Source organism: Paracoccus amoyensis, assembly GCF_014490725.1.
In the GTDB taxonomy this organism is placed as follows: Bacteria; Pseudomonadota; Alphaproteobacteria; order Rhodobacterales; family Rhodobacteraceae; genus Paracoccus; species Paracoccus amoyensis.
The window spans coordinates 503,125-528,597 of the sequence record NZ_JACOQL010000001.1 but is presented as its reverse complement, the minus strand read 5'-3'; the positions used below and the strand labels follow the sequence as shown (position 1 = coordinate 528,597).

The window sequence follows — 25,473 nt, the reverse complement described above, 5'->3', positions numbered from 1 at the left end:
TTTGACGCCTTGTCCGCTGTCCCAACCGGAAAAGCAAGGTGTTTGACTAGCGCAAGGCCCCTGCCTTCTTCAACGCCGCCTCTTTCTCGGGGTTGACCCACCAGAAGTCTGTCACGCCGGCCGACAGCAGGGGCAAATCCTTGGGATGTTCATACATGTCGTAATAGGCAAAGGTGTAGTTGGTCCGATACCATTGCGGCACCCAGAAGCGCAGCGCACGCAAAACACGGTCCAAGGCGCTGATCGCGACCCTGTTTTCCTGTTCGTTCTGCGCGTTACTGCCAATTTCGATTAAGGCATCCACCGCCGGATCGGCCAATCCCATCGGGTTGAACACATCATTGGAATCCTCGGACCCAAAGGCCTGCGCGGTGCCGCCACCGATCGCATAACCATTGCCAAGCGAATCCCTGACAATATCGAAATCATGCGAGCGTTTGCGCGTCTCCATCTCTGATGGGTCGACGCGGTCAAGGCTGGCATCCACGCCCAGAGCACGAAGGTTCTGGATAAACGGATTGGCAATGCGGTCGAAACTTTGGTTGAAGTCCAGGAACTGCACCTTAAGGGTCTGTCCGGCCGCGTTGCGGCGCATACCGTCTTCGCCCGTCGTCCAGCCCGCCTCGTCCAAGAGGGCCGCCGCTTTTCGCAGATTCCGACGGTCAAGCTGACGATCACCCGAAACGGGCGGAAGAACCGCATCTTCGGTCAGAACACCCGGCGGCAACTGATCCTTCAAGGGTTCAAGCAACGCCAGCTCGGCCTCTGACGGTTTGCCAACGGCTTTCAGGTCACTGTTCGGCCAGAAGCTGTCGACGCGGCTGTTCATACCGTAAAACAGCGCCTGATTGGACCATTCGAAGTTGAACATCAGGCCGATCGCCTCGCGCACGCGCACGTCCTGAAATTTGTCGCGCCGCAGGTTGAAGACCCAGGCATCGCCGCTGGCAATATTGCCGTCTGGAATTTCCTCTTTGACGACCTGACCGCTTTGGAAGGCGGGAAAATCGTATCGCGTGGCCCAGTGCTGTTCCGATGGCTCACTACGGAAGGTATAAACGCCAGCCTTGAACGCCTCGAACGCGGCATCGTAATCGCCGAAATACTCAAAGCGCAGCTTGTCATAGTTGTGGCGCCCCTGATTGATGGGCAGATCCTTTCCCCAGTAGTCCGGGTTGCGCCTCATCGTGATCGACTTGCCGAAATCGGCGCTGTCAAAGACATAAGGGCCTGAACCCAGAAACGGCTTGTTGCTGGTCTGCTCGATATCGCGGGCATTGTCTTCGAAATCCTTGCGCGAAAAGACGATCTGTCCGCCAACCTGGCTGATCACATCGCGACGCGGATAATCGGGCATGAAAGTGAATTTGATGCGATGATCGTCCAGCACCTCGACACTTTGGACCATCTGCTGAATGGCTTGGCGATAAGAGGAAAAGCCGTAATCCCGCAGCAATTCGAACGAGAACCTCACGTCCTCGGCGGTTAGCGGGGTGCCGTCGCTGAACTTCGCCTCGGGGCGCAGATTGAAAATCACCCAATCCCGGCTTTCGGGATACTCCAGCGTCTCGCAGATCAGGCAATATTGCGACAGGGGATCGTCATAAACGTCCTCCATGACGCGCTCCAGCATCATGATGCTGGGCGCGGTCGCGCGACCACGAAAGGTGAAGGGGTTGTAGCTGTCGAAATTGCCGATGCCATGCTGAGAAAGTTCGCCGCCCTTCGGTGCCTCCGGGTTGACATAGGGCAGATGCGTATAGTCGGCGGGCAGTTTGGGCTCGCCGAAAAGGCTGATCCCGTGCGATTTGATGATGCGTTCCTCACCAGAGCCCGCCGGGTTCGGCGCCGCCTGTTCCTGCGCGATGGCGGACCCAAGACCCAAGCCAAGAACCAAACCAAAAACAGGGGTGATCAGACGCATTGCAAGCTCCGTGTCAGTTTCGCCACAGGCTAGGACGGCGTGCCCGGCAGGTTCAAGCCGCGATTTCGTGAACGGCGCCTGAAATGCAAAACGGGCGCGGCAATCGCCGCGCCCGTCGTAAACATTCGGACCGGTCTACGCTTACTGTTGCGATTGCAGATAGCTGATCAGATCGGCGCGATCCTGTGGGTCTTTCAGACCGGCAAAGGTCATCTTGGTGCCGGGAACATCGGCTTTCGGGTTGGCCAGAAATTCCTGCAATGCCTCGGGCGTCCATTGCGGAGCCTCGGCTGCGTGTTCGGTCATCGCCGACGAATAGGCAAAACCAGCGACCGAGGCGACATCGCGACCGACGATACCGTTCAGATGCGGGCCAACGCCATCGCTGCCGTCCAGCTTGTGGCAGGCACGGCATTTGCCGAAGTCTTTTTCGCCCGCTGCCGGATCGGCCTGCGCCATCAGCGCGGCAAAGTCGATCTGCTCTTCGGCTTCGCCACCAGCCGCAGGGGCTTCCTCGACCGGGATGGTATAGGCCTGTGCGTGCTCTTCGCCCTCGCCGCCATGCCCCTCAGGACCAACGTGATACAGCCCACTGGCAGCCCAGGTGGCCAGCATCAAAAACAGCAGCGCACCGATAATTGCGCCAGCAGCTTTGGTCACGGTCATGGTGTCGAACATCGCGCGCAATCCCCGCTTTGGTAAGCTCGTCAATTCGTTGGGTATCTATCCGCTTTCTCTTTCCGGGATCAAGGTATAGTTACCGCCTCGACCGTCAAAAAGTGAAAAGCGGGTGACCGAAATGACCACAAACCGCATCGCATTTCAGGGCGAACTTGGCGCCTATAGCCACGAGGCCTGCCGGAACGCCCGCCCCGACATGGAACCGCTTCCCTGCCGCAGCTTTGAAGACGTCATCAATGCCGTCAGCAGCGGAGAGGCTGATCTGGCGATGTTGCCGGTCGAAAACTCTACCTATGGACGCGTCGCGGATATTCACCGCCTGCTGCCCGAATCCGGTCTGCATATCGTGGATGAGGCGTTCGTGCGCGTGCATATCAGCCTGATGGCCATGCCCGGCGTCGCGATCGAGGATATCAGGAAGGTGCGCGCCCATCTGGTCCTGCTGCCGCAATCCGCAGCCTTTCTGGCCCGCTATGGCATTCGTGGCGAATCCGCCGCCGACAGCGCCGGTGCAGCGGCGGAGCTGGCGGAAAGCGGCGATCTGACCTCGGGAGTGCTGGCATCGGATCTTGCGGCTGACATTCACGGGCTGAACATTCTTGCCCGCCATATCGAAGATCACGCCCATAACACGACCCGTTTTCTGATCATGGCGCGTGAAGCGGATCATTCCCGCCGCGCAAATACGATGGTAACGACCTTCGTATTTCGCGTTCGCAACATTCCGGCCGCACTCTACAAGGCGATGGGCGGCTTTGCGACCAATGGCGTCAACATGACCAAGCTGGAAAGCTATATGGCCGACGGTGTCTTCACCGCGACACAGTTCTATGCCGATATTCAGGGACACCCTGACGATGCAAATGTTCGTCGTGCATTGGACGAACTGGCCTATTTCTCGACCCGGCTCAGCATTCTGGGCGTCTATCCCGCTGATCCGTTGCGGGAAACGCAACTGAAGGATCAGGACGGATAAAGCCTAGACGGTGCGCAGCTGATGCAGTAATTCGCCGACGCGACGGGCGAATTTGGTATCCAGCTGCGGCTTGGCCAGCTTGGCTGTCTGCAACAGCAGTCTTGCCCGCATGTTCCGGGGGCGAACATCCGTTTCAAAGTTCAGCCGGGATCGCGACTTGCTGAGCGCAACGACAGACATGCCTATTTCCACGTCAAACGAGTCGCCCTGCCCGGACATCAAAATCAGTTCGGGGCGATCAAAGCGGGTTACTTTCAGGCGCAGGTTGCGCCGACGACCGCGCCAATTAAAACCGATCACCCAACCAAGCGCCGTTCCGGATTCACGGGCCGGGTCCATCCGCGTGACCGAGGCACCGCGTTGCACCAGCAATTTCTCCAGCTGCTCGGCATTGCCGATCTGATCGAAAAGAACCGTTGCAGGCTCTTCAACATCTAGGCGCGTAGAGAATTTCATGAACCGACTACCACTGGACACAGCGGGAAGCACAGTGCTCAGCCCCGCCTGATCATCGTGATAATCCACCGGCATTCGGGAATTCAACCAAGTATTTAACATGACACATCAACTCACTACGATGAATTCAGAATAGCACAGGATCGTCAGTTGGAAAGCTGTCTTCTGTTCGTTTCAGATCATACTGCAACAAATGACAAGCTTTTCAATCTTTGGTTGTTTAAAGTTTTACCACACAATAGTCTGATTTGCATACGCGAAGAAGGAGCCGCGATCCGCATCCGTCTGCCGCGCCTGACGGAGATATCATGCTTGACGGCCCAGCTTCGGCATCGCGCACAGATGCCCCGGAAAATGCAGAAAGCGACATTGTCGATCTGCGTATTCTTGCAACGACCGACATGCATATGAATGTGTGCCCTTCAATTACCTGACGAATGCGCCATGCGATCGGGTCGGGCTGACCCGCACAGCCTCGCTGATCGCGATTCGACGTGGGGAACGGAAAAACTGCCTGCTCCTGGATAATGGAGACTTCCTGCAAGGAACGCCAATCGGTGATTTTGCAGCGCGTTCCCGGGATGAAGGGCGGTCAAGGTCACTTCATCCGGCGATTGCGGCCATGAACGCGCTGAAATATGACGCCGCCGCGCTTGGAAATCACGATTTCAGTTTCGGCCTGCCATATCTGCGCAGCGTCACCGCTCGGGCAAACTTTCCTTTTCTTGCCGCCAATATGAACATTTTGAAGGGCTCACGATTCGAACGTTATGTCATCCTGCACCGGCAGGTGACGACCACCAGCGGTCACACGGTGCCGCTGAAGATTGGCGTGGTCGGGTTCCTGCCTCCGCAGACGACGGAATGGGACGGCGACCTGTCTGTTTTTGCCGCATGTCAGGACATTGTTCAGTCCGCTCGTCAGATCATACCGAATATGAAAGCCAATGGCGCGCAGATCATTGTAGCGCTGGCGCATACCGGCATTGGTTCACACATTCCCGTTCCCAAAATGGAAAACGCGGCCACGGCGCTTGCCGAAGTCGACGGGATTGATGTGATCGTTGCGGGCCATACGCATGAATTGTTTCCACATCCTGACTTTCCCGCAAAAACCTTTGTCGATCCGATCATGGGAACGCTTTGCGGCAAGCCCGCAGTCATGGCGGGATTTGGCGGCTCTCATCTGGGTGTCATTGATTTGCGACTGGCGAGATCGGCCAATGAGAACTGGAAAATCTGCGGTTTCGACGTGCGATGTGAAAAGGTCGAAGCCGCATTGCCCAGCAATCGCAACATTGAACGCCCCGTCATGGCGATGCACCAGAACACCATCCGCCATCTCCGCCGCCGTGTCGGGCGTTTGGAATCGCCGCTCAACAGTTACTTTTCACTGATTGGCCATGATCCGGGCCTTCGCCTGATCAACATGGCGCAACGCTGGTATGTTCGCAGCCAATTGCGCGAAACCGCGTGGGAGAGGTTGCCGCTGCTGTCAGCCGCGGCCCCGTTTCGTGCCGGAGGTCGTGGCGGGCCGGACCATTACACCGATGTTGCGGCCGGCCGGCTGAACTTGCGCAATCTGGCCGATCTTTACGTTTTTCCGAACCGAATTTGCGCAATACGTATCAATGGGGCGCAATTACGGGATTGGTTGGAGCGTTCGGTAAGCCTGTTCAAGACCGTCACGCCGGGCAGCAATGACACGCAACTGATGGATCCGGCGTTCCCGTGCTATAATTTCGACGTGGTCGATGGCGTAACCTGGCAGGTAGACTTGTCTCAGCCCGCGCGCTTTGCCCCTGATGGTCAGTTGATCGCGCGGGATGCGAACCGGATCACGGATCTGATGTGGCAAGATCAGCTGGTGCAGGAAAGCGACCAGTTTGTCCTGGCGACAAATTCATTCCGACTGGCAAGTTGCGGGCTGTTCAGTCCATTGGTCAGCAACAATCAGGTTGCCCTGAAAGATGATGTCATGACGCGCGATATCCTGCGCCATTATGTGCGCCGCAGACGGCGAATAAATATTGCGCCCAGTCAGCATTGGCATTTCCGGGCGATGGCGGGCACCTCGGTTGTGTTCGAATCCGGTCCTGGCAGCCTGTCCCACCTGGATGCCGTTTCCTTGACGCAAAGCCGTCGGCTGGACTTCACAGGCCATACCCCCGAAGGATTTGCCCGCTTTCGATTGCACCTTTAGGGGGCGTCACGGGGTTGCATCGTCCGACGACAGGTATTATTTAAGTGTTTGAGAGGTTGGCGCGGGTAGACGCCTCGCCAACCCGGTCAGGTCCGGAAGGAAGCAGCCGTAACGAGACTCGTTTGGGTCGTTGTCCAGCCTCTCACCTCATCCCGACAATCTGCGGTTTTCAGCATCGTTACGCTGATGTCATGCATTCAGGCTTGCATTATGGCGGGCGTGAGCCATCTTTACTGCATGATGATACGCCATCTTGTTTTTGTCGTTGCCCTGATTGCCAGTCCGCTTGGATCAGGCAGCCTCGCGCTTGCCCAGGAGTGGACGCCCCCACAGGCAGATTCGCAAGGCGAGGGCGAGTCCAACTGGATGGATGGCATCATGGGAGGCGTCCTGAACAATCTGCTGAACGATGTCGCGCCAGAAATGGGCCAGGTCGAAGACGGCATGGCCGGCATCGCTGGCAAGCTGGGGCCGGTGCTGGCCGATCTGGCGACGCAAATCGATGATTTGCGGAATTATCAGATGCCAGAGAGGCTGGAAAACGGCGACATCATTCTGCGCCGCAAGGCCGATGCCCCACCCCCGCCGCCACTTGGTGACAATCTTGACGGTTATTCGACGCCGAAGAATGATCCTGCATCGCCAGCAGATCCGACAAAGCCAGAAATAGAACTATAGGCTGTTTCAGCCTGGCAAGGCAATTTCGCAGACCGCGGCAAAGGCCGGGTCGTCCTGCGAGACCGTTGCCCAATCGCCATTCGCCGGACGAATCAAGCGTTGCTGGCAGTCGAAATCCTGTGGCACCAACAGGACCGGCGCACGGCGATCCATCAGCATGATCTGTGCCCTCCGGATACCGGATTCGGTTTCTGTGATCCGGGATGGATCAAGCGCGGCGATACGCACGGGAACCGGCCAGATATAGCTCCAGGGTGCCCAAGGCTGACTATCGTGCCCGACCAGCAGAATTTGCACGCCTTCGGGCAATCGTGCAACCGTGCGATCATGCCACGCATAATCATTCCAGACCGAATATATGACCATGGCCAGGCCTATTCCCGCAGGCAGGCTCCGACGTGGCAGCGCAATCCCCATCTTCGACAGCAGATGTTGCAACGCATAAAGCACCGCAGCCGCGCCAATACCAACGGCGATGACGCCCAGAAGTTCGGTTCCTATTCCGGTCATGGCTTTCTTTCAGGCATGAAAAAGCCGCGCCCCGATTTGGCAGGGCGCGGCGTGTTTTTTGCGATCAGTGGCCAGCAGTCGGCCCTACCGCCCCGCGTGGCACGCGGATGCTTTCCACCAGATCGCGAATATGCTCTGGCGGCTCTTCCGTGGCGTTGGACACCAGATAGGCAACCGCGAAATTGATCAGCGCGCCGATCGTGCCAAAGGACGCGGGCGAGATGCCCATGAACCAGTGGGCCGGTGTGTCCGGCAACATGTTGGTATCCGCGATGAAGAACCAGCCCTTGTAGGTAAAGATATAAAGGATGGTCGATACGATCCCCGCCAGCATGCCGGCAATGGCCCCCTGTTTGTTGATCCGGGTCGAGAAGATGCCCATCATCAGCACGGGAAAGATTGAACTTGCCGCCAGACCAAAGGCCAGCGCCACGGTCTGCGCCGCAAATCCGGGCGGATTAAGGCCCAGAAGCGTTGCCACCAAAATCGATACCCCCATCGAGATTCGCGCTGCAAGCAGCTCGTTCTTCTCGCTGATATTGGGATTGATCGCGCCCTTGATCAGGTCGTGGGACACCGCGCCCGAAATCGCCAGCAACAGACCCGCCGCAGTTGAAAGTGCTGCGGCAAGGCCACCAGCAGCGACGATGGCGATCACCCATCCGGGCAGGTTGGCGATTTCCGGGTTGGCCAGAACCATGATGTCGTTATTGACGGTGGGCAGTTCATTCCCGACCAGCCCTTGTTCGGCAATGACACCCGCCAAAGTCTCACCCGGTTCAGCGGCATCATTGTAATACTGAATCATGCCGTCGCCGTTCTTGTCCTCCCAGTTCAGCAGGCCGGTTGTCTGCCAGTTCCGCATCCATGCCAATTCGGGGCTGGTCTCAATCGCGTCCAGCGAAACCGCAGGTTCGCTGAAGGTCTGCCCCGACTGGGCGCCCGGCCACATGGTTGCGGTCAGGTTGAAACGCGCCATCGAGCCAACCGCGGGGGCGACCGTGTAAAGCAGCGCGATGAACACCAACGCCCACCCGGCCGAGCTGCGTGCGTCCGACACTTTCGGCACGGTAAAGAAGCGGATGATCACATGCGGCAAGCCCGCCGTACCGATCATCAGCGCAAGTGTGAACAGCACCATGTCCAGCGTCGAATTGTGATGCCCGGTATAGGACTTGAACCCAAGATCGGTCACGACCTGATCCAGCGTGGCAAGGAACTTGCCGCCACCTTCGTTCAATGTGCCGAACAGACCGGTCTGCGGCAGGACATGGCCGGTCAGCTGCATCGCGATGAACACCGCCGGGATCGTGTAGGCGATGATCAGCACGATATATTGCGCCACCTGCGTATAGGTGATGCCCTTCATCCCGCCCAGAACCGCGTAGCAGAACACCAAAGCCGCCCCGATCCACAGACCGGTCGCGTTTGACACCTCAAGATAGCGAGAGAAGGTCACGCCCACGCCGGTCATCTGCCCGATCACATAGGTGATCGACACCACCAGCAGACAGACCACCGCAATGATCCGCGCCGTTGTGGAATAGAAACGATCACCGATGAATTCGGGCACAGTAAATTTGCCGAACTTGCGCAGATAAGGCGCAAGCAGCAGGGCCAGCAGCACATAGCCGCCCGTCCAGCCCATCAGATAGGTCGAGTTGTCATAGCCAGTAAAGGCGATCAGGCCCGCCATGGAAATGAACGATGCCGCCGACATCCAGTCCGCTGCCGTCGCCATCCCGTTCATCACCGGGCTGACGCCACGGTTGGCCGCATAGAATTCAGCCGTCGATCCGGCCCGCGCCCAGATCGCGATGCCGATATACAGCGCGAAGGACGCACCGATAACGAGAAGATTAAGGGTAAATTGGCTCATCCGATTTTCCCCTTATTCTTCCACGCCGTGCTTGCGGTCGATCTGGTTCATGCGCTTGGCATACCAGAAGATCAGCACAATAAAGACAAGGATCGACCCCTGTTGCGCGAACCAGAATCCCAGATCGGTGCCACCGACCTTGATGCCCGATATCAGCGGTCGAAGAACTATCCCAAAGCCATAAGATACCAATGCCCAGACAATCAGGCACAGCCAGATCACCCGGAGATTGGCCCTCCAATAGCCGCTCCCTCTTCCCTCTACTGCCATGACTTTCGTTCCTCCCTGAACAGCCATTTTACCGCCCCGTGCCTAGCGCCCACCTTCGACGGCCAAGGTGGATAGGCGGTGGCGTTGCTGGTGTGCGGACATATCAGCAACGCCACCATCTGCCCCTTATTTCGGGCAACTGACGTTATAACAGCAAAGTGAGAGGTCGTGTGTCAATTAAATCAATGGGCTGATCTTTATTCCTTCAATGTGATGATGCCGCAGAAGCACCAATACCGGTTTCAGAGCGAACCTGCTGCGCCAGAAAACCATCCCGATCGATGCGTGCGCGTTGGCTGTTATCCATCTTGGAGACGATCCAGATCCCCAGAAACGCAAGCGCCATCGAAAACAGCGCCGGAGAGGTATAGGGGAATGGTGCCGACCCTGCCGGATAGCCAAGCGTGGCTTCCCAGACCGAAGGCGACAGGATCGTCAGCACCACGGACGAAATCAGGCCAAGAAAGCCGCCGACAACAGCACCTTTGGTGGTGCAGTCTTTCCACAGCACCGACATGAACAGCACCGGAAAGTTGGCCGAGGCCGCGACGGCAAAGGCCAGCGACACCATGAATGCGATGTTCTGGTTCTTGAAGGCGATGCCCAGAACCACTGCCACGACCCCAAGACAGATCGTGGTGATCCGCGAAACGCGCAGCTCACTTCCGGGTTCGGGGTGGCCCTTTTTGATGACGGTCGCATAAAGGTCGTGACTGACTGCCGAGGCCCCGGACAGCGTCAACCCCGCCACCACCGCAAGGATCGTCGCAAAGGCCACTGCCGAGATGAAGCCAAGAAAGACATTCCCACCGACAGCCTTGGCAAGATGCACGGCCGCCATGTTGTTTCCGCCAACCAGCGCACCGTCGGCTGACAGAAATTCGGGATTGGTCAGCACAAAGGTGATCGCACCAAAACCGATGATGAAGGTCAGCAGGTAGAAATAGCCGATCCAGGTCGTCGCCCACATCACCGACTTGCGCGCCTCTTTCGCGCTTGGAACGGTGAAGAAACGCATCAGGATATGGGGTAGACCGGCGGTGCCGAACATCAGCGCCATCCCGAAACTGATGGCCGAGATGGGGTCTTTGATGAAGGTGCCCGGCCCCATGATGGACTGGCCAGCGGCGGCCGCCTCCTGTGGTGTTGCGCCGTCCCCGGCCGCGATATCGGCCTTGATGCGAACGGCATCGGCAAACAGTGCTTCGGGACTGAAGCCGTATTTCCACATCACCATGAATGCCATGAAGGACGCGCCGCCCAGCAGCAGACAAGCCTTGATGATCTGCACCCAGGTCGTGGCGGTCATGCCGCCAAACAGCACATAAATCATCATCAGCGCCCCGACGATGACCACGGCGATCCAGTAATCCAACCCGAACAGCAGCTCGATCAGGGATCCTGCCCCAACCATCTGCGCGATCAGATAAAAAGCCACGACCACCAGCGTTCCTGATGCCGCAAAGATGCGCACCGGCGCCTGGGCGAACCGAAACGCCGCCACGTCGGCAAACGTGAATTTGCCAAGATTGCGCAAGCGTTCGGCCATCAGAAACGTCAGGATCGGCCACCCCACAAGAAAGCCGATGGAATAGATCAACCCGTCATAGCCCGTGGTCATCACTGCGGCAGAAATCCCCAGAAAGGATGCTGCCGACATGTAATCGCCCGCGATGGCAAGACCGTTCTGAAATCCGGTGATGCCACCGCCCGCCGTATAGAAATCCGATGCGGATTTGGTTTTCGAGGCGGCCCATTTCGTGATGAAAAGCGTGGCGATCACGAAACAGGCGAACATCGCGATTGCGGTCCAGTTCGTCGCCTGCTTTGCGCCGCCCTGAATGACATCGGCGGCGGATGCGACGCCCGGTATCGCCGACACAGTCAGCGTCGCTGCAAGGGCTGAAATCCGTCTCATTTCAGCACCTCTTTACGGACGCGATCACTCAGCGCGTCAAACTCGCTATTCGCGCGCCGGACATAAACGCCGGTGATCAGGATGGTGAAAATGATGACCCCGAAACCAATCGGGATGCCCCAGGTCGTCACGCCGTCGCCAATGCGGTGCGCCAGCAGTTCCTTGTCGAACGCGATCAGCATGATGTAGCCGTAATAGACGATCAGCATTGCAATCGTCAGGATCCAGCCGAAACGGGACCGCCGCGATTTAAGCAGCTGATAGTCCGGGTTCGCGGCAATTCTTTCCGCCAGTGACTTGTCCATTTTTATGCTCTACCCAAAATGAAATTGTTGTCGTCTCGCAGTCAGGTCCTACAGGCCCGCCGGCGAACCGGCGGGGTCATCTTGTGTCAAGGAAATCGAAATGGTCGAAGGTGGATCGCCACATTTCCGCCAAAGTGGGTCACTTTGGCGGATGGTGGATGCAATAGCGGGTCAACGGACATGCGCCCGCGCCCCGGTCTTTCAGCCGCGGTTCATTCTGTTGTCGATCAGATCATCGACAACTTCCGGTTCGGCCAGGGTCGAAATGTCGCCAAGGCTGCCATAGTCATTTTCCGCAATCTTGCGCAAAATACGACGCATGATCTTGCCCGAGCGGGTCTTGGGCAGGCCCGGCGCCCATTGCAGCAAATCCGGTTTGGCAATCGGGCCGATTTCGTTGCGAACCCAGCTTTCCAGCTCTTTGCGCAGATCCTCGGTCGGATCGACGCCGTTCATCAGCGTGACATAGGCATAGATGCCCTGCCCCTTGACCGGATGCGGATAGCCGACGACAGCAGCTTCGGCCACCTTGTCATGGGCGACCAGTGCGCTTTCAACTTCGGCGGTGCCCATGCGATGACCGCTGACATTGATGACATCGTCAACGCGGCCGGTGATCCAGTAATAGCCATCTTCATCACGGCGGCAGCCGTCGCCAGTGAAGTAATACCCCGGATACTGCTGGAAATACGTTTCCATGAAGCGTTCATGATCGCCCCAGACGGTGCGCATCTGCCCGGGCCAACTGTCACCGATACACAAAACGCCTTCGGCCGGATTGCCCTCTTGCACGGCGGCGGTTTCGGGGTTCAAGACGACCGGCTTCACGCCAAAGAAAGGCACGGTGGCCGAACCGGGCTTGGTTTCCGTCGCACCGGGCAGCGGTGTAATTAGATGCCCGCCGGTCTCGGTCTGCCACCATGTATCGACGATGGGGCAGCGGCCTTTGCCAATATTGCCGTTATACCAGTTCCAGGCCTCGGGGTTGATCGGCTCACCCACGGTGCCAAGAACACGCAGGGTGGACAGATCGTGCTTTTCGACGAACTCGGTCCCCTTGGCCATCAGCGCACGGATGGCCGTCGGTGCGGTATAAAATTGGGTGACCTTGTGCTTGTCACACACCTCCCACATGCGACCTGCGTCAGGATAGGTCGGCACGCCCTCGAACATCAGTGTCGTGGCACCATTCGCCAGCGGGCCATAGATGATATAGCTGTGCCCGGTTACCCAACCCACGTCAGCGGTGCACCAGAAGATGTCGCCATCTTTGTAATCAAAGGTGTATTGGTGCGTCATCGCCGCATAAACCAGATAGCCGCCGGTGGTATGAACAACCCCCTTGGGCTTGCCGGTTGATCCGGATGTATACAGGATGAACAACGGATCTTCAGCGTTCATCGGGCGTGGCGGGCAGTCGGGGCTGACCTCTTTCATCTGCGCCTTGACGTCCACATCGCGACCCTCGACCCATGTGGTCTGATCGCCGGTATGTTTCACCACCAGACAGCGCACGCGATCCGATGTGTGCAGAAGCGCCGCATCGGTATTCGACTTCAATGCCGTCTTGCGCCCCCCTCGCGGGGCAGTGTCGGCGGTGATCACCACTTTGGCGCCACAATCATTGATCCGGTTCGCCAATGCGTCCGGCGAAAATCCTGCAAAAACAATGGAATGAATCGCACCAATCCGCGTGCAGGCCAGCATGGCATAGGCCGCCTCGGGAATCATCGGCAGATAGATAACTACACGGTCACCACGCATGATGCCCTGCGACAGCAGAACATTGGCCATCCGATTCACATTCTCGGACAGCTGGGCATAGGTGATATGCTGTGCGGGTTGCGACGGGTCATCAGGTTCGAAAATAATCGCTGTTTGATCGGCGCGTTCCGGCAGATGCCTGTCAATGCAGTTCACCGAGGCGTTCAGAACGCCATCTTCGAACCACTTGATGCTGACATTGCCAAAGGTGAAATCAGTGTTCTTGACCTTTGTATAAGGCTCGATCCAGTCAAGTCGATGACCCTCGCGGCCCCAAAATCCATCCGGGTCATTGATAGATTCGTCATACAGCGTCTGATAATTGTCAGGCGTGACGAAAGCGTCTTCAAAACCTTCCGGAACTGCATGTTTTTCAATGGCTTCGCTACTCATGTCGTGCCCTCCTCACACTACTCATCAAAGGTCCATTCCGCGGACTTCTCGCCGGAAACGCATCCTCCCCCGAGCGATCCTTGACCCAATGTTAAGCACAAAGGTTGCAGCATGTTAAGCGTGCTGACCGGCACCTGATCAGCCGGCGGGTGACCATCAAGAAGCCCACGAATACGCACGAAAAAAGCCGCCGCTGAAATCAGCGACGGCCAGCAATGATGCTTGTCCGAAGGATTACATCGGTCGATCCATGCGTGCATAGACGCTGACCGATCCCTTAACCGATTGGCCCCAATTCAGGCGAATCTGCCGCTTGGCAGTCCCCGTTTCGGTCTGCACAAAGGGTTGCGCGTCTGAACGTGCCCCACCAGCAGTGGTGATCGGCCCCTCGATCACCAGCGACTGAACGGTGCGGGCCCACCCCTGAAATGGCAATCCATCGATCGCAGGCAACGTCCAGGTGCTCGATGCCGTGTTCTGCTGATGCTGCACCATCAGAGGATTAGAGACGTAATTGACAATTCCGTTGAAAATATTCCCCTCAAACTGGATGTTGCGCATTTTGCCGTAATCCAGATCGGCGATCGAAGTATCGACACGCTCGATCCGGTTTACTTCGCTATAAAGCGCCTTGAAAACATTCCCCATAACCGACAGGCCCTGGATATAGTGACCGCTGCCATAGGGTTTGACCGTCAGCCATGTGAACCAGGGCTTGGTATTGCTGCACAGACAGGTGTTTCCGGTCAATGTCAGTCCGCCAAAGGTGAACTCTTTCCCTGAAAAATCGGGATAGGCATCATGTTCATTCGTCCACTCGATCGAGGCATTGTCGATATAGTTGGCGGTAACCGTGGTCTGGACGTTCGACAGCGTCAGCACCAGGCCCGCATATCGCAACCCATCCCCAAATCCGTCACCCTGAAACCAATGATTGCCCGAAATGATGTGACCCCCGCCATGCGCCACCATGAAATGCGCAAAGCGGACAAAGCGGTTGTCGCGCACCTTTACATCATTGGCATTCACGTTGATGGCAATTGTCGTGCGCTGCTGGGCGGGCAACTCCATCTCATTTGACAGAAAATCGCAGCGGTCGATCAGCATGCCCTGGCAGGCACGGCCGATCGAGGTGATGCCGCGATCCCTGGGCCCTTTCACATAGCAATCACGGATCGAAAAACTTTCGCCAGCCGCGGGCAGCATGATCCCGCTGGCCACGCCTTCACAGTTCAGATCCAGATCCACAAAATTGAACCGCGAAACCTGATCGACGCCGGAAAAGTCGAACAGATAACGATAACGGTCAAAGCTGTAGCTGCGCGTTCCCGCCCCGCCATAGAGCGGCTGCGACAAGGTCAGCGTCTTGTTTTCGACGTCCTTGGCGTTGACGTAAACCTCTCGTCCAACGCCGCTGCCGCTGACCCGGCTGCCGATTTCAATTGCAGCCACATTGGCGACCTTGGTCAGCTTGTAGGGCTGAGCGGGGTCATATGTCGCAATGCTGGTCCATTGGCCGGTTTCCCAGGCAGCGCCTGCAACGGCCAGAATGGCCCCGTTGCTGATCGTGCGGCGGTTAGAAAAGCTTTTCAGATCAGGTGCAAAGCTGCCAAAATCCAGCGGACTGGTCAGATCGACCCGCCTGCCGCACAAATCCAGCGTGACGTGGTCGGTATATCCGAACAGCGCCTGCAACGCCTTTTTCAGACCCAGTGTCTCATCGCCGAACGCCTTGGCATAGGTCGGGAAATCAAAGCTTTGCGTCAACGCCACTTTCGTCGCGACAGGCGTGCGAAGCTTCCCCATGAAGCGGATCGGGCTATTGATCGACAAATCACCGCTGATGAAAAATTCGCCTTCGGGAACCAGAACTGACCCACCATTCGCGGCCTGATCCGCAGCGATGAATGCGGCCCGGTCATTGGTGATGCCGTCCCCCTTGGCGCCGTAATCGCGCACATCGACCCAATCGATAAGGGACGGAACGAAGGCCGCGGTAATGTCCTCGATCTTGATCGACTCTATTCGGACCGCACCGCCGTTCGACCCGATCAGATCAATACCGAAATGGCCATAGATCGGCTCGGTTCCCCAGCTCAGATCGACGCCACGACGCGCGCCGACCCCGATGATCGCGCTGACCTCGACCACTTCGCCGTAAGTGGTCAACGCGGTCGTCGGACCTTGCTCGACCAGACCGTTGACATGGTTGCGCGATCCGTTCCCGGCCCAACCCGCAATCCGGACGTTGCATAATGCACCCGCGACAATTTTTACCCGTGCCGAAACCCGGAAATAAACGCCGGGGATCATGGGAGTTTCCCCCATGAAGCGCAGGCTGGTTGTCGTCGATTGCTTCAGAATTTCCAGACAGGTGCCAAAATCCTGATCGGCCGGAACCAGCGCCGCGTTTGCTGCATTCGCCCAGGTTGCGCTGCCGGATGTGCCATTGCCGCGTGACCAGACACCAAGCCCGGCGCGAAAAGCTGGCGGCATCAGCAACAAACCATTCGTAATCGCGATATTCATCCCCAAATCCTCCAAGCCGTTGCAATGACAGACCGGATTGCGGCCTGCATGAATGCCTGAAGAATTAGTTGAGAAAACATTAACAACGTCTTTGTCGGGCGCCCGTTGCTTCGTGCAGGGTCGCAACGGAAAAGGGGGCCGAAGCCCCCAATTCGTCAACTTGCGGCGGCCAATTCGCCCGCAAGGGCACGCTCGATCAACTCTCGGGTTTCATCGATGCCGTAAAGCGCAATGAAGCCGCCGAAGCGAGGCCCCTGATCGGCGCCCAGCAGAACCTGATACAACGCGCTGAACCAATTCCGCAGCGGCTCGAACCCGTGTTCATTGCCGATGGCAAAGACCATAGTCTGCAACGCCTCGGGATCGGCTGGTTGATCCCATGCGGAAAGCCGCCCGGCCAGCTCTTCCAAGGCACGACGCTCGACATCACTCGGCTCACGGAACTGGCGGGTCGGAGCTACGAAGTCATTGAAGTAGCGCACGGCAAAACCGGCGGCATGGTCCAGTTGCGGATGCGTCTCGGGCGAGGCATCGGGCGCATAGCGCCGGATAAAGCCCCACAACCCGTCCTTGTCCTTGGCCCCGGCGACCGATGCAAGGTTCAGCAGCATCGAGAACGGCACCACCATATCCGAGGCGGGAACCTCCCCGTTATGGATATGCCAGACCGGATTCGCCAATTGCTGTTCCGGCGACTGATCGGGGAAGGCACGCAGCTGCTGATGATATTCATCCACCGCCTTGGGGATCACATCGAAATGCATCCGCTTGGCCGTCTTGGGCTTTTGATACATGAAATAGGACAGGCTTTCGGTCGCCGCATAGGTCAGCCATTCGTCGATCGACAGCCCGTTGCCCTTGGATTTGCTGATCTTCTGACCCTGATCGTCCAGGAACAGCTCATACGTGAAATGCTCGGGCTTGCGGCCGCCCAGTACCTCACAAATCCCGTCATAGATCGGCGTGTTGGTGCTGTGATCCTTGCCATACATCTCGAAGTCGACATCCAGCGCCGCCCAGCGGGCACCGAAATCGGGCTTCCACTGCAACTTCACCTGACCGCCGGTGACTGGAAGCGTCCATTCGCGGCCGGTTTCGTCGTCAAACGTGATCTCACCGTTTTTTGCATCAACATGCTTGATCGGCACATATAGGACCCGCCCGGTTTCCGGGTGGATTGGCAGAAAGCAGGAATAGCTTTGCTGGCGTTCCTCCCGCAGGGATGCCAGCATGATCTTCATGATCGCGTCATAGCGTTCGGCGGCCAGCAGCAATGTCGGATCAAACGCCCCGGATTTGTAATATTCGGTGGCCGACACGAATTCATATTCAAAGCCGAACGTGTCCAGAAAGCGGCGCAGCATGGCGTTGTTGTGGTCACCAAAGCTAGGAAATTCGCCGAAGGGATCGGGCACCGAGGTCAGCGGCTTTTGCAGATTCGCATGCAGCATTTCCTGCTGCGGCACATTTTCGGGCACCTTGCGCATACCGTCCATGTCGTCGGAAAAGCAGAAAAGCCGCGTCGGAATGTCGCTGATCATCTCGAACGCGCGGCGGATCATCGTTGTCCGCGCCACCTCACCAAACGTGCCGATATGAGGCAACCCCGAAGGACCATAGCCCGTCTCGAACAGCACGAAGCCCTTCTCGGGATCCTTCTTTTCATAGCGTTTCAGAACCCGGCGTGCCTCTTCGAACGGCCATGCCTTCGATTGCATTGCGGCATCACGCAAGGTTGTCATCGCTAAATCTCCTGTTCTGAGGTTCAGTCGCCTTATTGAACGCCGCGTGAATCGTCAATAATTTACGGCAAACATCTAGGGAGAATGACATGACAACCGACCTGCCCTCTTTTTCGCCCTGCGACGCGCTAGTGGCGGTCATGGTGGCGGTGTCCGCGTCCGATGAACCGATGCGAACCTCGGAATTGCTTGCGATTCAGCGCAAAGTCGATCATGCGCCGGTTTTTGCAGCGTATGACGACGACCGTATCCGTGCGGTCAGCCAGACTGTCATGACGTTGTTTGAAGAAGAAGAAGGGCTGGACGCCCTTTTCGGCCTGATCCGCGATGCATTACCGGAAAAATTATATGAAACAGCCTATGCGCTGGCCTGTGATGTCGGCGCGGCGGATGGTCGGCTGTATGATGGCGAGGTCGCGATGCTGGCCGAAATCCGTCATCAGCTGAACATTTCACGCCTGCACGCGGCCGCGATCGAGCTGTCGGCCCAAGTGCGCCACCGCGTTCTTTAGGGCGCGGTCTAGGCCACAGCCCATGAATTCAGGATGCGGCGCTGCAGCTTTTTGGCTTCGCGCGTCCAGGTCAGCACACCGGCAGGCAATTCCTGCCCCGATGTCGCTGTATGACGCGGCCCATCCATGCACATGACGGCAAAAGCGCGCTGCGGGCCGTCGCCCTGCGAAATATAGCCTGCAAGGTTGGAGACAAAGTTCAGCGTCCCTGTTTTCGCAACAACCTGAACCGCACCCGTGGGATCGGCGCCAATATCTTCATCCAGCGGATTTTTCTTCAGCAGGGCCGGCAAGCCCGAAGCCAGGCCCGGTCCCGCCAAAAGCTGCGCCATCCCTTGCGCCGTCACACGGCTGTCATCGCTGAGACCCGAATGGTCCGCCAGATGAAAGTCCAGCCCCTGCCCTTGCGCGACCAGCCATGCCTGCATTGCTTGGGCTGATTGCGCGGGCGTCGCCGCACGGCTGGCGTGAAGACCGACGACCTCGGCGGTCAGATTGGTCGAATAGCGCAACATGTCGCGCAAAATCTCGGTCAGGGGCTGGCTGTCAAGGCTTGCAACCACATCACCGGCGGGCAGCGATAAGATGACCTCTGGATTGGGCAAGACCAACCCTTTGGCCCGGCACAGCGTCTGGAACACGTCACCCGCATACAGCTCGGGCTTGCGCACAGGCAACCAACGGCTTCCCGCCTGACCAACGGCAGAGCGGGAGACGGTCCAGCTTTCCCTTGCGCCATCCCCGCTGTAAGAAAACAGATCGCTTTGATCGCCGGGTGCTGCGGTGATCGTATAGGCGCGCGGCGAATTTTTGGATGCCCGCGCCTCGACAGACATCTGAACCCCGCCATTCGCGCGACGCCACCCAAGATGAACCCTGTTGAAATTCAGCACCATCCCAGAAACTGCCGGGTTATAGGCCAGATAATCGGCCTGACCAGGGGCAATTTCGTCGATATTTGGCAACGCGCCACCCCAAACGGCAAATTTGGTCGGGGAACTTTGCCCCTTTTCGACCAGCCGGCCAGCCAGAAGCGCCAGATCATCGGTGGTCAGAACCGGATCTCCGCCGCCGGCCAAGATCAACGTGTCCCCCGCACGGATCACCCGTGTGCGAAAACGGTGATGCGGCCCCAATTGTGAAAGCGCATATAGCGCGGTGATTGCCTTCAGGGTGCTGGCAGGTGGAACCGGCGCACCGGCGGCTTGCCCCTGGATTGCGCGAAAATTACCTGGATCAACCAACGCAAAGCTGACCTGTCCCGGCAGATCAGAGACGACCGCCAGCCTTGACGCATCGATGACAGGACGCGCCGCCGGACGCTTCTGCAGGCTTTGCCCAACCGCACCTGTCGCAAACAGGCCACTTGCCACCATACCCGCCAACAATTGACGACGATTCACATGCTTCATTTTTTCGCCTCTTTCGCCTGCCGCAAGGCGGTCGAAGATAATTTTGACATCGGCAAATTGATCAAAACCCACGCAGGCGGATTTCGGAATGCCAGAGTGGATGCCTCACGCACGGGCAAACGCCAGCGTTGCAGCATATTCGCCGCGACCGAGTTGCGGGCCGCCAGCCTGCTTCCGGGCCGGGCCATCACACCTATCGGGATCGTTTCTGCGATCTCTTGCCAGCGATCCCATTTGTCGAATTGCACCAGATTGTCCGAACCCATCAACCAGACAAAACGCACGCCGGGATAGATCTTCTGCAGCACCTGAATGGTATCCGCGGTCATGCGCGTATCCAGACGAGCTTCTATATCCGTGACAACGACCCGCGGATCTTTCAGCAATTTTTGCGCACCTGCAACGCGCTGTTCAATCGGCGCTGGACCGTGGGCCTTCAGCGGATTTCCGGGCGTCACCAACCACCAGACCCGGTCAAGGCGAAAGACGCGCATCGCGATTTCAGTGATATTCACATGCCCACCATGGGCTGGATCAAAAGATCCGCCCAAAAGCCCGATTTTCATACCGGGCAACCCTGATGGTAAGCCATGCTTCATCACGCCGCTTTAATTCATCGGATTGAACAAGCCAACCGGGCTTGCAATGTCGGCAAGTCACACCTGCGAACCGCTATGCAAAGCGCTTTCTTCCTCGAAAATAGTTGCCCGGCGGCGACCGTTATTCTTGGACCAGTAAAGTGCCGTATCTGCATCCTTCAAAAGTTGCGGTATCGTCCGATCAGGCCTGGCACTTGATCGCGTCATCCCAATGCTGGCCGAAATCTGATGACGATCACCCGTGGAAATCGAAATGGATTCGATTCCAGCGATGATTCTTCGTCCCAGTTGATGCAGCGATTCAGATGAAAACAGTCCCGGCAAGACCACAACAAATTCATCTCCGCCAATCCGGGCAAGGAAATCGTCGGTTCGGATCAATTCTTTCAGCGTTTCGGACACTTCGCACAGGACACGATCACCCGTGTCGTGACCGAACACATCATTGACCTGCTTAAACCCGTCCAGATCAAGATGCATCAGCGCAAAGTTATGATCGCCAACCCCGTCTTGCGGGTGTTTCGCCAACATTGCGGCCGACAGGACAAGATCCAGACCGCGCCTGTTTCCCAACCCGGTCAGGGCGTCGGTATGCGCCTGAATCTCTGCGATCATGCGGGCCTCCTCCAGTTGGCGGCTGAAATCGGACAACTGTCCCAAAACCGCGCGATTGGCTTCGTGCAAGAACAGCAACTCCATCGCCAATTCCGGCGGTGCAAAATCACTGTCACTCAGATCGCAGCGAGAGACGGCTTTTATCAGCTCGATCCCGAACCCCAGATTGATAAGTATTTCATCGGTGTTGGTGAAAACCGCATGCCCTCGCAGCGTCAGTTGCGGCGCGGCCAGCAACCGCAGAAAGAACCTGTCGGATTGCTTGGCCGCCTCTATCATGACATCCAGCACCGAGCCAACCGAATGCGGTCGTGCATCCGAGAAAATATCGAAAACCATCCCCGAAGGATTGATAAGTTTTTCGATGGTCTGGCCGTGCCCGACAATCAAACCATCCTGCCGGACAAGCAGATGCATGGGAAGCAGTCGACCCAAAGAACACCTGTCCAGAAGCACGCCAGACACGCTCATGTTCGACCCTGCTGCGTGTGTTTCGGTGTTCCGGGACTCAGGCTGAAATCACGGCCATCCGCAAATTCCTCATCGGAAATCTGAACCGAGATGACATGCCCCTCGACGGAAATCAGGCCAAGTGCACCGTAATCGTCTGCCATCACCCGAACCATCCCCGCCAGAAGCGCGGTCCAACGGATCGCCCCTGCGGGCAAGGTCACCTGCAGCATTTCCATGCCGCCGCTGCGCACGCTGATCGGAGGCATGGCGAAATTTTCGCTTACCATCTGCGCGCGGCCCGGCAACTCTTCCAGCCGAACCACGAATTCTGCGAAATTCCTGCCCGAAAACCGCAGCAAACGCCGGGTAGGTTCCTGACGCGCCAGCCATGCGCCAAAATCTTCGAACATTTCTTCGACCGGCTTTCCGGTCTGGTGGGCAGCCCAGTCCAACAGATGCTGATCCACCAACCAGTTCTGGCCGGCAACAGGATTGCTTATGGCAACGTTGCGCGCACGCAATATCTCAGCGTGGTTGGACGCCAGAAAATCCTCGATAGCCTTGTTCACAAGCAACTGCATCGCACACCTCGGTTGGCTGCAGATTAGGTGCCAAATGTGAATAAAACGGAAATGTCAGTCCGCTTCCCAACCGAAGCTTCCGGGTCCGGCCAAGGCCGTTCTGGCAGTCAGGAAATCAGCGGCCCTGACCTGCAACGCTTCGGCCGCATCAATCACACGGGCGTCGTCCTCCAGAAGATAATCCAACACATGAATCGCCAGTTCCGGTTGCCCGGACAACTGGCGCAAATCCTCGGGTCGCAAACCGGTCGTTCCCATGAAACCGCTGGCCAGATCGGGGATTTGAAGCACATGCAGCAGCGCCGACATTGCAAGTTCCGCCGCCTGTTCATGTGAAAAAGTCATATCATCAGTCTTTCTTTACCTGATCGAGCCATTTTCACGATTCCCAGAAACCGTTTGTTAAGAAATTCATGTCAGTTTTTCCTTAACGGTATCAAGGGGAAGGAACGTCGGCAGAATGACCGCGCGCATCCTTGTAGCAGATGGATCGGCTACGTCACGCATCATGTTGAAGGTTCGCCTTGCGGCTGCCTGCTATGATATCGTGACGGCATCCACATCACAGCAGCTGATGCAATCCCTGCGGAACGATCAGCCAGACATGGTGCTTTTGGGCACCGCGCTAACGGATTCCGACCAGATATCCGTCTGCAATCTGATCACTCAGCAACAGCCCGGAGTCACCATTCTGGCGCTTGCTCAGGCGTCGATGCGCATTCAGATTCTGCGTGCGGGGGCGACGGCGGTGTTAAGCCCGAACGTAAATGAACAGATGCTTCTGGCGCGAATCCGCTGCTTGTTGCGTGAGGATGCTCGGGATTCGGGGATCCTGTTCTCAATGGCAGAGGCCTCGGCGACGTTTGATGACGGCAGGACAGGCGACATCTGCCTGATCGCAGATTCCCCCGTTCGGGCAGCGCGGTGGCGCCAGCTATTGCAATCGCAACTGAACTGTCGGTTTTCAATCAGCGACCCTGACAACGCACTCGCCTCTGCGGCGATTGGGCGCAGCGCTGATCTGTATATGATCGCTGCCGACATTATGGGGCGCGGTGACGGGCTGCGCCTGATGTCAGAATTGCGGTCGCGCCAGGGATCGCGTGACGCGGCTTTTGTCGTCGCGGCGAATATTGATCACGACGACACGGCGACCTTTGCGCTTGATCTTGGCGCGAGCGATGTGCTGCCGCTTGAATTGTCCGATCGTGGCGGCACAGAAGTTGCGATGCTGACCCTGCGAAAGCAGTTGGACCGTAAGCGTCGCGCTGACCGCCGACGTGACGCTGCCCGCCGCAGCCAGCTATGGGCAATGACAGACTCGCTGACAGGGCTGCACAACCGCCGCTATGCCCGGTCACGCCTGTCCGAAATTGTCGATACGGCGCGGCGACAGGGTGAATCTTTCGCGGTCTTGCTGTTGGATCTGGATCATTTCAAATCCATCAATGATAGCTATGGCCATGCTGCGGGCGATGCCGTCCTTTGCGATGTGGCCCGCAGACTTGAGACGATCGTCTCGGATCGTGGTGTTGCGGCAAGGTTCGGGGGCGAGGAGTTTTTGGTCGTCCTGCCACAAGCCAATGCATGGCATGCTCAGCGGATGGCCGAAGAAATTCGTCGTGCAATCGGACTGCGCGGCACATTGCTACCCAGCCTGTCGGGGGGTGGGGAAATCACAGTCACCATTTCTGCGGGCATCGCGATTTGCGACCATTATCGGCCCGACCGTAGTGTAGAGCAGATTTCAGAACTGGTTCTGGAACGCGCTGATCAAGCGTTGATTGCCGCAAAATCCCGTGGCCGAAACCGTGTCGTCATCGCCCCAAGCGAGGCTTGGCTGCACACGTGACCTGCGACATATCGTCTTCCGGCACTTTCAGATGGACTTCATGCGGACAAAAACTGGCAAATCCACGGACGTTCCCCTAAATTAAGCAGTAACTTTAGCTTCCTGCCGATCAAGGTGCTTCATGCTGCAGTCCACATCCATCAGCGACCAGATCGAGCGTCCGACCGGACGGGCAATGTGGCGCGGGACGCGTGGGCGGTGCCCATCCTGTGGTGAGGGCAAGATGTTTAGATCTTATCTGAAAGTCTCGGATGAATGCCCGGTTTGCGGCGAGGAATTGCACCACCAGCGCGCCGATGACGGCCCGGCCTATCTGACGATTCTCATTGTATCGCATTTGGCCGCACCGATGCTGTTGGCATACTTCATTGCCTTCCGCCCCTCGGCGATAACCATGATCACGGTTTTCGGGATCGGGACCATCATTTCATCCCTGCTGCTGCTGCCACTGATCAAAGGGGCGTTTGTGGGCTTTCAATGGGCGCGCCGCATGCACGGCTTTGACCATGCCGAGGTAAAGAATTGAGCGACAGCGACACGAGCCCGCCGATCCGCAATGCCGCAACGATCATTCTGCTTCGCAGATCGCCCGAAGGGACCAGCGTTCTGATGGGAATGCGCGGGGAAAACGCGACCTTCATGCCGTCGAAATATGTCTTTCCCGGTGGTGCCGTCGACGCCGCAGATGCGACCGCGCCACTGGCCGCCCAGCTTGCTCAACCCCATCGGGGCAGGTTGCTGGCAGAGCCGCGCGCAGGCATTATTCCTGATCCGCACGCCATCGCTGCTGCGGCCTTGCGCGAACTGGCCGAGGAAACCGGTCAGTTGATCGGCAACGACTGCGGGCCGAAAAGCGATTGGCCCGGCTATGCGGAAACCGGTTTAAGCCCCGATCCATCCGCATTGATTTATTTGGCACGCGCCATTACCCCGCCTGCTCGTCCGCGCCGCTTTGACGCATATTTCTTTGCCATCGACGCGAATGCACTGGCAGGCGATCCCGATGATTTCAGCCGCGCCTGTGATGAACTTTCTCATCTGCATTGGGTGGCGCTGTCCGATGTCAGGGGGCTTAATCTGCCCTTCATCACAGAAGTCGTTCTGGCCGAACTTTCTGAGCTGGTCGGCAGCGTGCCCCATGATGCACCGCTGCCGATCCCTGATACTGTTCCCTTCTTTGACAATCGTGGCCCTTCGCCACGATTTTCGCAGATCGTGTGA

The 25,473-nt window shown here is 57.6% G+C and carries 23 protein-coding genes and 1 other RNA gene; 8 read left to right on the top strand and 16 right to left on the bottom strand.

All coding sequences use genetic code 11. The annotated features are described in order from the left end of the window. Positions 1 to 46: 46 nt before the first annotated feature. Together H4P12_RS02750 and H4P12_RS02745 are read right to left on the bottom strand one after the other, a co-directional pair. Positions 47 to 1,924: an extracellular solute-binding protein gene (locus H4P12_RS02750; protein WP_187792058.1), complete on the bottom strand. Its 1,878-nt coding sequence runs from the start codon at positions 1,922 to 1,924 to the stop codon at positions 47 to 49. A 141-nt stretch (positions 1,925 to 2,065) separates the two neighbouring features. Beyond that, positions 2,066 to 2,602 carry a c-type cytochrome gene (locus tag H4P12_RS02745; RefSeq protein WP_187792057.1) on the bottom strand — a complete coding sequence of 179 codons (537 nt, stop codon included), beginning with the start codon at positions 2,600 to 2,602 and terminating at the stop codon, positions 2,066 to 2,068. A 121-nt stretch (positions 2,603 to 2,723) separates the two neighbouring features. On the opposite strand from H4P12_RS02745, the gene H4P12_RS02740 reads away from it, so the two are divergent. Then, positions 2,724 to 3,581: a prephenate dehydratase gene (locus H4P12_RS02740; RefSeq protein ID WP_187792056.1), complete on the top strand. Its 858-nt coding sequence runs from the start codon at positions 2,724 to 2,726 to the stop codon at positions 3,579 to 3,581. A 3-nt stretch (positions 3,582 to 3,584) separates the two neighbouring features. Here H4P12_RS02740 and H4P12_RS02735 read toward each other — a convergent pair whose 3' ends face one another. Then, entirely contained in the window at positions 3,585 to 4,037 is a 453-nt protein-coding gene (locus H4P12_RS02735) for an SRPBCC family protein (RefSeq protein ID WP_187792055.1), read from the bottom strand. A gap of 415 nt (positions 4,038 to 4,452) precedes the next feature. On the opposite strand from H4P12_RS02735, the gene H4P12_RS02730 reads away from it, so the two are divergent. From H4P12_RS02730 to H4P12_RS02720, 3 genes are all read left to right on the top strand, one after another. Next, positions 4,453 to 6,240 carry a bifunctional 2',3'-cyclic-nucleotide 2'-phosphodiesterase/3'-nucleotidase gene (locus tag H4P12_RS02730; RefSeq protein WP_187792054.1) on the top strand — a complete coding sequence of 596 codons (1,788 nt, stop codon included), beginning with the start codon at positions 4,453 to 4,455 and terminating at the stop codon, positions 6,238 to 6,240. 49 nt (positions 6,241 to 6,289) lie between these two features. Beyond that, positions 6,290 to 6,388, top strand: an RNA gene (gene ffs / locus H4P12_RS02725) — signal recognition particle sRNA small type. A gap of 92 nt (positions 6,389 to 6,480) precedes the next feature. Then, the gene (locus tag H4P12_RS02720) at positions 6,481 to 6,918 is read left to right on the top strand and encodes a hypothetical protein (RefSeq protein ID WP_187792053.1); all 438 of its coding nucleotides are present in this window, start codon (positions 6,481 to 6,483) and stop codon (positions 6,916 to 6,918) included. Positions 6,919 to 6,924: 6 nt separating this feature from the next. On the opposite strand, the gene H4P12_RS02715 is transcribed toward H4P12_RS02720, so the two are convergent. The 8 genes from H4P12_RS02715 to H4P12_RS02680 form a co-directional block, all read right to left on the bottom strand. Continuing rightward, a complete protein-coding gene (locus H4P12_RS02715; RefSeq protein WP_187792052.1) occupies positions 6,925 to 7,428 on the bottom strand; it encodes a hypothetical protein in 504 nt (167 codons plus the stop codon). Positions 7,429 to 7,492: 64 nt separating this feature from the next. Continuing rightward, the gene (locus H4P12_RS02710) at positions 7,493 to 9,307 is read right to left on the bottom strand and encodes a sodium:solute symporter family protein (RefSeq protein WP_187792051.1); all 1,815 of its coding nucleotides are present in this window, start codon (positions 9,305 to 9,307) and stop codon (positions 7,493 to 7,495) included. A gap of 12 nt (positions 9,308 to 9,319) precedes the next feature. After that, entirely contained in the window at positions 9,320 to 9,577 is a 258-nt protein-coding gene (locus H4P12_RS02705) for a DUF4212 domain-containing protein (protein ID WP_187792050.1), read from the bottom strand. 205 nt (positions 9,578 to 9,782) lie between these two features. Then, on the bottom strand, positions 9,783 to 11,495 hold the full coding sequence (locus H4P12_RS02700) for a cation acetate symporter (protein WP_187792049.1): 1,713 nt from the start codon (positions 11,493 to 11,495) through the stop codon (positions 9,783 to 9,785). Then, on the bottom strand, positions 11,492 to 11,800 hold the full coding sequence (locus tag H4P12_RS02695; protein ID WP_187792048.1) for a DUF485 domain-containing protein: 309 nt from the start codon (positions 11,798 to 11,800) through the stop codon (positions 11,492 to 11,494). The genes H4P12_RS02700 and H4P12_RS02695 overlap by 4 nt, the downstream gene beginning before the upstream one ends. Before the next feature lie 201 nt (positions 11,801 to 12,001). Then, positions 12,002 to 13,957: an acetate--CoA ligase gene (gene acs / locus H4P12_RS02690; protein ID WP_187792047.1), complete on the bottom strand. Its 1,956-nt coding sequence runs from the start codon at positions 13,955 to 13,957 to the stop codon at positions 12,002 to 12,004. Between the two features lie 234 nt (positions 13,958 to 14,191). Continuing rightward, entirely contained in the window at positions 14,192 to 16,486 is a 2,295-nt protein-coding gene (locus H4P12_RS02685) for a glycosyl hydrolase family 28-related protein (RefSeq protein WP_187792046.1), read from the bottom strand. 155 nt (positions 16,487 to 16,641) lie between these two features. Further along, positions 16,642 to 18,228, bottom strand: coding sequence for a lysine--tRNA ligase (locus tag H4P12_RS02680; protein WP_187792045.1), 1,587 nt, complete (start codon positions 18,226 to 18,228; stop codon positions 16,642 to 16,644). An 89-nt stretch (positions 18,229 to 18,317) separates the two neighbouring features. Here H4P12_RS02680 and H4P12_RS02675 point away from each other — a divergent pair, with 89 nt between their 5' ends. Beyond that, positions 18,318 to 18,740: a tellurite resistance TerB family protein gene (locus H4P12_RS02675; protein ID WP_187792044.1), complete on the top strand. Its 423-nt coding sequence runs from the start codon at positions 18,318 to 18,320 to the stop codon at positions 18,738 to 18,740. 8 nt (positions 18,741 to 18,748) lie between these two features. On the opposite strand, the gene dacB is transcribed toward H4P12_RS02675, so the two are convergent. The 5 genes from dacB to H4P12_RS02650 are packed head-to-tail and all read right to left on the bottom strand — an operon-like array spanning position 18,749 to position 22,745. Further along, entirely contained in the window at positions 18,749 to 20,152 is a 1,404-nt protein-coding gene (gene dacB, locus H4P12_RS02670; protein WP_187792043.1) for a D-alanyl-D-alanine carboxypeptidase/D-alanyl-D-alanine endopeptidase, read from the bottom strand. Beyond that, positions 20,149 to 20,751, bottom strand: a complete 603-nt coding sequence (locus tag H4P12_RS02665) for a nicotinate-nucleotide adenylyltransferase (RefSeq protein WP_187792042.1) — start codon at positions 20,749 to 20,751, stop codon at positions 20,149 to 20,151. The genes dacB and H4P12_RS02665 overlap by 4 nt, the downstream gene beginning before the upstream one ends. A 57-nt stretch (positions 20,752 to 20,808) precedes the next feature. Continuing rightward, the gene (locus tag H4P12_RS02660; RefSeq protein ID WP_187792041.1) at positions 20,809 to 21,783 is read right to left on the bottom strand and encodes a GGDEF domain-containing protein; all 975 of its coding nucleotides are present in this window, start codon (positions 21,781 to 21,783) and stop codon (positions 20,809 to 20,811) included. Positions 21,784 to 21,833: 50 nt separating this feature from the next. Beyond that, on the bottom strand, positions 21,834 to 22,400 hold the full coding sequence (locus H4P12_RS02655) for a heme NO-binding protein (protein ID WP_187792040.1): 567 nt from the start codon (positions 22,398 to 22,400) through the stop codon (positions 21,834 to 21,836). A 54-nt stretch (positions 22,401 to 22,454) separates the two neighbouring features. Beyond that, the gene (locus tag H4P12_RS02650; protein WP_187792039.1) at positions 22,455 to 22,745 is read right to left on the bottom strand and encodes a DUF3572 family protein; all 291 of its coding nucleotides are present in this window, start codon (positions 22,743 to 22,745) and stop codon (positions 22,455 to 22,457) included. Between the two features lie 115 nt (positions 22,746 to 22,860). Here H4P12_RS02650 and H4P12_RS02645 point away from each other — a divergent pair, with 115 nt between their 5' ends. The 3 genes from H4P12_RS02645 to H4P12_RS02635 all read left to right on the top strand — a co-directional run bounded on the left by H4P12_RS02645 (position 22,861) and on the right by H4P12_RS02635 (position 25,473). Further along, positions 22,861 to 24,252 (top strand): diguanylate cyclase domain-containing protein, encoded by a 1,392-nt coding sequence (locus H4P12_RS02645; RefSeq protein ID WP_187792038.1) that lies wholly within the window; start codon positions 22,861 to 22,863, stop codon positions 24,250 to 24,252. Between the two features lie 121 nt (positions 24,253 to 24,373). Next, a complete protein-coding gene (locus tag H4P12_RS02640) occupies positions 24,374 to 24,778 on the top strand; it encodes a DUF983 domain-containing protein (RefSeq protein WP_187792037.1) in 405 nt (134 codons plus the stop codon). Continuing rightward, the gene (locus tag H4P12_RS02635) at positions 24,775 to 25,473 is read left to right on the top strand and encodes an NUDIX hydrolase (protein ID WP_187792036.1); all 699 of its coding nucleotides are present in this window, start codon (positions 24,775 to 24,777) and stop codon (positions 25,471 to 25,473) included. The genes H4P12_RS02640 and H4P12_RS02635 overlap by 4 nt, the downstream gene beginning before the upstream one ends.